Here is a 6,579-nt window from a genome sequence, read left to right on the forward strand (position 1 = left end):
CGTTTCTTCATCTTAAGCGCTGGCGGGGTATCGCGACGCGCTATGCAAAAAATCGCGCATCTTTTCTTGCCGCAGTACAAATTCGTTGTCTTGTTCTTTGGCTGAATGTTTCATGACGACAGAATCTAGAATCCACACAAAAATTCAGCGTTCGACGACGTAAGTTACCGGCTGAACTCGTGGTTTGGCTTGTCGTTGCCATGGGCTTTTTTCGTGACCATTCCATCACCGAAGTGGTCACGAAATTGGATCTCAGTGTACAAAATAGTGCCGGTGAAACCGTCGCGCCCAGCGCAATCCCTCAGGCGCGTCAGAGACTGACTCACGAACCCTTAGCTAAACTGTTTGACATTACGGCCTCGCACTGGGTTAAGCAGGAAGACAGTCACGATATCTGGCACGGTTTAAGGCTGTATGCTGTCGATGGGACACAGTTCAGAACCGCCGATACAGACGAGCTTGACCACCATTTTGGCCGGATTAATACAGTGCGACAAAAACAACGGAATACCCGATTGTCCGATTATGTGCACTCAGCTCATTACGTAGCCGGCTGGTCCGGGATGTGGCATTTGGCCCCAGTTTTCAGGGGGAAGTCACGTATGCCAAGCAGTTGTCGGTCTGACCGGAAACCAGATAAAGGGTACTGACGGGTATCATTGTAGCGCCTCAATCCAGTGGCGTATCTGTGCGGTGGATAACTCAACCGGCAACTCAGCCCGAAGTCCGCCGGGTAAAAAGAGCGTGACGGTCTGCTCAGCCTCGGCATGTTCGTCAACCACCACAGGATGTAGGCGTTGAGGCGCCTGCTGTTGACGAAGTTTTTTTGCCCAATAGTAAAATGTGGCCAGGTTAATCTCATGGTGCTGACAATAGGCTGTCACGGTCATCCCACTTTGTTTCTGGGCTGCGATAACGGTTATCCAATGTTGTTGTTTTTCAGTCAGTGTCATGGTGTTTTTTCCTTTATCAGAAGAAAACACACTATGACAAAAGATTAATTCATCGGGTATGTGGGGTTAATTGGGCGTTTACGCTGTAGCAGCCTCTAAAAGTCGGAATATTTTTTTTGGTTGAGCTAAATTGACCTGACTGAATGTCATGGGGTTGCTGACAGTTCAGCACCCCTGACAAAGTATATTTGGGCTGAATAATGCCAGAAGTGACACGCCTCCAATATACATATTGAAACAAGCAGAGGGTGAAGACATGATAGTTAATTTTTTATCTAAAATTCAATTTTGTATCCAACTTAAATTCAATACTATCAAATCAGGATAAACGGAATATCCCTGAGAAGTTTATGCGCAAGTTCATGCTCAGGATAAAACATAACGGCTAATTTCCACACACGGCTTGCCTCTTCTAAGTTATCGTTATTCCAATGAAGTCCACCAAGATTAAACAATGCCAGTTCATTTTTTTCATTCAAAGACAAACATTTTTCATAAGCTTCGATAGCTTCAAGTATACGCCCTTGAAACTCATAGGATATTGCCACTTGAAACCAACTAAAATCATCTGGTTGAATTTTTTCAGCTTGTTCAAGTAGTAAGGGTAAACTCTCCTTAAACCGTCCAAGATGATTTAAAACGACACCAAGGCAGTACCCATATTCCCCTCCATCAATGTTATAGGCTTTTCGAAAGCATGATTCTGCATCCAACCATTTATCTTCATCTTGAGCCCAATGACCCAAACGATCCCATAAAAATGCTGTATCTTCATATTTAACATCCAAGATGCACAGTTCAAATTCCTTTTTGAAGTCATCATAAGAGAAGACCATTTCATCATTATTCATTCTAAGAAAATTTTTTGCTAATAATAGTTCTCTTGATGCATCAGGGTTGTGTGGATACCTATTTAAAAAACGCTCCCAGAATGGTAGGCTTAATTTTGCTGAAATTGTAGACGTTCGACAAAAAGTAGCAACTATCATTAAGCACCACTTCCATAACTGATCTTTATTTTCGCTTCCACTCAGTAATGTATTAATTTCTCTATATGCTGAACGATAGTCATTTAGATTAAAAAGAGTATTGATTCGCCACTGCACTACACCAACTAGTCTATTTGGAGTGTTATGCGAAAAAATAATGGCATCGAAATACTCAAGCGCCAACGCATAACTCCCTTTTCTATTGTAGTAAACACCTACCGCATAATTTGCCTCACTTAAATTAGGATCTAATTTAAGTGCTTTTTGATAGCAATCCAATGCTTTATTTTCTTCTCCAAGAGCAGAATAACTCCCTCCCAAGTTTCTATAGCATTGTGCTGTTAATTGGTTGTCGTCAGATAAATACTCCAATGCATTTTTATATTCTTGAATAGCTTCATTTTCTTTTTTAAGAGCCGTAAACCCGTTGCCAATAGAATAATAGAGACTACCTTTAGTAAGTTTTCCTTCAGATAGCCTTGATCTAAGGTACTGAATACCATCAATAATTCGCCCTTTATCATGACACATTCCATCCATACCCTTATTAATTTCTGACATATAAGGGAAAATCATGGCAGGATGTTCTGCACCCAAAATTGCCAAAAAATCATGGAAATTAGCACTAATTATTTCATCATGATTATGATCATATAATGATGTTAACATTTCTTGAACTAATTTTTTATCTTCAGGGATATGAATCTTTGGTACAGTTTTACTAATTATCTCCGCAACATTTTCAATTGGATTTGTAACTATGTTTATTCTTGCATCCCGAGTTGCAAGAGCATTGAGTTTAAGTAGTTCGGATATTTCGTGCAAACGTGACTCAGATATATCATCCACAAATTTCACAGTGAGGGTTTCTTGCTCAGACCAATTTTTTCCTGACTGCTCATAATTGCGCAATATATTTTCAGCGAAGCATATTTTGAGCAATTTTGTAGGAGCGTGAAAGCAAACATAAAATGAATATGGATGCATTAATAAGTAATTCAAGTTAGCTCTATTAACTGAAATACTAATTGAACCATCAAAATTCAGTTCTTGTTCCGTACCTTTCAGTTGAACAAATAATCTGATATTTGTCGCTTGACCGTTAACTGTTATTTCAAGTTGATAGTCTACCCCGTAGTCATTAACATCCTGACTCTGTATGAAAAAATCCTTTGAGTCCCTAAGAAATCCTTCAAAAGCTGTAATGGCAAGCCTTTCAACTCTGTGATTTCTATCTCTTTTGGGGAAATCATTTAAATGTTGCATTTTCTACCCTACGATCGAAGATGTGCTGGAGAATCTAGCCTATTCAGTGCAATTTCAGAGATAAAATTTTTAATTGTCAAGCAATAATAACTTTTATCGGAGTTGAATTGCCCCAGCGGCTTCGGAAGCCAAGTTTAAGCAGACAAATCTCCCGTTTTCGCTCAAACGGGAGGTTATTAAACCAAAAAATCACTCGATTGTTCTTACCCAGCAATATAGTGAACACGCGAAGAAGTGAATTAACTCTCAACTAAAGATAGCTACCATAAAGATAGCTACCATGATAAAACAGTATCAACTTTTATAAAGCTTCGCAAACAACCCGCACCTGATTTTCGGGGGTATTGTTGCATTATATACTCCCCACAAATTTTATAGTTTTTTTATACTGTTTTTCCTCAAACATTTTATCTATATTATTTTCATCAATCTCACCAAAAGTTAATAAATGAGCGTAGTATAAGAGGTTCATCGGGGTTCTGGAAGCATAAGTAATTTGAATGTCATTTATTGAAATTCTTCGCTTAGAATTTTCCCCTTTTACATTTATATAAAAATTCATCATGTAAATAGAATTATCAATGTATGCATCGCCTTCCGCAGCATATCTGGTAACAAATCGAACTGGTATAGCTACGGAATATTCACCTTCTGCCATGTTTTTAGGAAAGATCTTTTCAATAAGTACATTCATATTCTGGCTTGGATAAAAAAGCTCAGTAGAATCGATATATTCTTCCTTTTGGGTGAAACCTTTAGGGAAAATTATGTTGATAGATAATATTTTTTTATTACCCCCTAGGGCTTGAACTTGCATTGTGTTTTTTTCAATATTTTTTTGCTGTAATCTATTATTTTTTGGTTGTTTGCATAGGCTGCTTCTACATATTTTTGATTGCTACATGAAGTAAATAATGCTGCCATTGATATAACAAGAGCAGTGAGATCAATTGATTTTGACTTAATGGCTGTATAAATTTCACTCCAAGTCACTTCATTCCCCCTTTGGTCATGTGCCCAATGATTAGATGTTGTGATAAACTTTCCGTTTTTTATTATGGGTGAAAGATGGCTAAAGTTGATGTGATTTGTCGTTACTGTCACAAGACGGAAGAGGTAAAAGAACATGGAAAAGGACGTACTGGACATCCCCGTTATCACTGTTATGCCTGCCGCAAAACGTTTCAACTGACTTATACCTATCAAGCCTGTAATCCCGGCATGAAAGTGCAGATTATTGTTGAAATAGACGAACATGGTCGTTTGTCGGTAACAAGAAAAATCAGTGCTGGCTCTGGTATGCTTGGGAACCGAATATGAAGCGGGTCATCGCACATGTCTTGGGTGATCGCAGCAGGAAAACGTTGGAAACATTGCTGGCTCTTCTGTCTCCTTTCAACATCCAGTTCTACTGTACGGATGATTACATCGTTTACGATTGTCTTCCTGAAAAAAAACATTTCATAGAAAGAAATTTACTCAACGTATCGAGAGAACCAATCTCACCCTACGTATTCGCATCAAGAGACTGAATCGAAAAACGATAGGCCATTCTAAATCCGAAGAAATACACGATAAAGTGATAGGCATGTTCATTGAGCGTGAATACTACCTTGTTTAACCGATCTAACTATTGGGAACATAACCTACGTAACCTTCAGTATCAACGCTATCAAGCAACCAAAGATTCTCGGCCTCAACAATTTCACGGGTACGTTTATCACGAGCAGATTCCATGAATTTCTCCTTTAAGCAAAATGCTTGTATAGGTTCGTAGCCGTCATTCCAACCGCTATTCACGTTCTCTTTCGCGTTCAACTAAATCAATCATTTTTTCATACGCAGCGGCAGCCTTGGCATTCTAATTCCTTGAGCTGAATGCAATCGAAAAAGCCGCGGTTAAGCTAACTATGTTGTCGCAGGGCATCGATTGACGAGCAACCGAAACACCTGCATTGAAACAAAAATACCTAGCCGCAATTAGAGGTTCACTTCACGAAGGTGACAAGGTTATTAAAGCCTAAACATGACTTTATCTAAAAATTCCAATGATAGCGGGAACCTGAGACCAAATGATGCAGAAGTAATAGAATGAGAAGATAAATCCTACACTCAATAATATGACAAGCAGCCAGCTAAATAGTTTGTTATCTTTCTTGCAACTTTGTAACGCAGCAATTAATCCAATCAATAAAGCCACTGTCAAAACAGTAACAATAGGTAGTGCAATAACGAAAAGAATCAGAATTATTCCCATAACCAAAACCTCCTTTGTTCATTAATATCATTGAAGTTTCAGTCTACTTCATGGGCATATTGCTGTCAGCTTTTTCGTTTCATTTAGCATCATCAACTGCATTGGTTGATATAACCCCGATGAATTTCGATACTACCGAAGCACAAAACTTATGCAAAACCCTATCAACACCGCTCATAGACGGGTAGCAGCATTCGTTTTCTGTAGCCACTCAGGGAATGGATACAAAAATATTTCTTTTAGTTTCAGATGGTAACTAATTGTTAAGCATTATTCGCTTGTTATTGGGTGAAAATAGGTTTAATGGGTTAATTGGTTTTTGTTGTTGTCAGTGAAATGGGGTAAGTAAAATGAAAAAGTTCATTCTTCTTTGCCTGTTAGCAGGCACTACACTTTTAGCTTCAATGCAAACTTATGCCTTGGCGTGCTCAGTATATCCTATAGATAGCCAAGCATGGCACAACTGTGTAACTCAATGCATAATAACACAGAGTCAAATAGGAGGCAGCATTCTACTCTGTTTATAACAAAATCGCAGAACGGTAGCGCTCCTGCCGTCCTTTCGTCATGACTCTGTATTAGTTCTGACCACCTCAGCATCATTTGCTCTGAGGTGGTCAGGTATTATTTAATGATCGATGCTGTATACTCAATTAACAAGACCTTAGACGCTACAATTAAGCAAATGCACAACGCAGAGAGATAAAGCCGAATGCACAAACAGCAGTAAAAAAGATACACACCAAATTCATTGTCAATATCACTTGCTATCACGGTGGCGGATATTCGTTAATTGTCAATATGTTGGGCACAATCGGCCCTTTAACTTTCAGGGAAAGCATTATCATCTCAGAGTAGATGATTTGAGTTGGTATTTAAGTCAGCGTTTGAAGTATTTATCTAATTCATCCCGATATCGGTATTTTCTGTATTCTATGAACCAGAAGATAAATCCTAACACTGCACCAATTGCCGCAAGTTTGGTATATAGCCACCCTCTAAATCAGGGCGAGATCTCACATTTTTAGCAAGGTTATTGAGGTTAAATAAAGACCAGAATATGACTTTTTATAGCTATTTCTCCCATTAAAACGCTAAGATCACGCTATTCCAT

5 protein-coding genes and 3 pseudogenes are annotated in these 6,579 nt (G+C 38.7%); 3 read left to right on the plus strand and 5 right to left on the minus strand.

The genetic code is table 11. The features are described from left to right. Together IQ211_RS17275 and IQ211_RS17280 are read left to right on the plus strand one after the other, a co-directional pair. Positions 1-116 (plus strand): annotated as a pseudogene (locus tag IQ211_RS17275) (IS5/IS1182 family transposase); the annotation flags it as partial. A 3-nt stretch (positions 117-119) separates the two neighbouring features. Further along, positions 120-619, plus strand: a pseudogene (locus tag IQ211_RS17280) (transposase domain-containing protein); the annotation flags it as partial. Between the two features lie 37 nt (positions 620-656). On the opposite strand, the gene tnpA reads toward IQ211_RS17280, so the two are convergent. The 4 genes from tnpA to IQ211_RS17300 all read right to left on the minus strand — a co-directional run bounded on the left by tnpA (position 657) and on the right by IQ211_RS17300 (position 4,201). Next, positions 657-953: an IS66 family insertion sequence element accessory protein TnpA gene (gene tnpA, locus IQ211_RS17285; RefSeq protein WP_189761483.1), complete on the minus strand. Its 297-nt coding sequence runs from the start codon at positions 951-953 to the stop codon at positions 657-659. Between the two features lie 314 nt (positions 954-1,267). Beyond that, positions 1,268-3,208 (minus strand): tetratricopeptide repeat protein, encoded by a 1,941-nt coding sequence (locus IQ211_RS17290; RefSeq protein ID WP_189761207.1) that lies wholly within the window; start codon positions 3,206-3,208, stop codon positions 1,268-1,270. A 352-nt stretch (positions 3,209-3,560) separates the two neighbouring features. Next, positions 3,561-4,025: a hypothetical protein gene (locus IQ211_RS17295; RefSeq protein WP_189761206.1), complete on the minus strand. Its 465-nt coding sequence runs from the start codon at positions 4,023-4,025 to the stop codon at positions 3,561-3,563. Next, entirely contained in the window at positions 4,007-4,201 is a 195-nt protein-coding gene (locus IQ211_RS17300; RefSeq protein ID WP_189761205.1) for a hypothetical protein, read from the minus strand. Before IQ211_RS17300 ends, IQ211_RS17295 begins: the two co-directional genes overlap by 19 nt. A gap of 75 nt (positions 4,202-4,276) precedes the next feature. Between IQ211_RS17300 and IQ211_RS17305 the strand changes: the two are divergent. Then, positions 4,277-4,829: pseudogene (locus IQ211_RS17305) on the plus strand (IS1 family transposase). A 411-nt stretch (positions 4,830-5,240) separates the two neighbouring features. On the opposite strand, the gene IQ211_RS17310 reads toward IQ211_RS17305, so the two are convergent. Further along, positions 5,241-5,465, minus strand: coding sequence for a hypothetical protein (locus IQ211_RS17310; RefSeq protein WP_189761204.1), 225 nt, complete (start codon positions 5,463-5,465; stop codon positions 5,241-5,243). Positions 5,466-6,579: the final 1,114 nt, after the last annotated feature.

The organism is Xenorhabdus griffiniae (genome assembly GCF_015163655.1).
In the GTDB taxonomy this organism is placed as follows: Bacteria; Pseudomonadota; Gammaproteobacteria; order Enterobacterales; family Enterobacteriaceae; genus Xenorhabdus; species Xenorhabdus griffiniae.

What these genes read in the sequence shown, in the direction of transcription:
- tnpA (WP_189761483.1), bottom strand. Translation starts at nt 953, where the DNA reads ATGACACTGACTGAAAAACAACAACATTGGATAACCGTTATCGCAGCC.
- IQ211_RS17290 (WP_189761207.1), bottom strand. Translation starts at nt 3,208, where the DNA reads ATGCAACATTTAAATGATTTCCCCAAAAGAGATAGAAATCACAGAGTT.
- IQ211_RS17295 (WP_189761206.1), bottom strand. Translation starts at nt 4,025, where the DNA reads ATGCAAGTTCAAGCCCTAGGGGGTAATAAAAAAATATTATCTATCAAC.
- IQ211_RS17310 (WP_189761204.1), bottom strand. Translation starts at nt 5,465, where the DNA reads ATGGGAATAATTCTGATTCTTTTCGTTATTGCACTACCTATTGTTACT.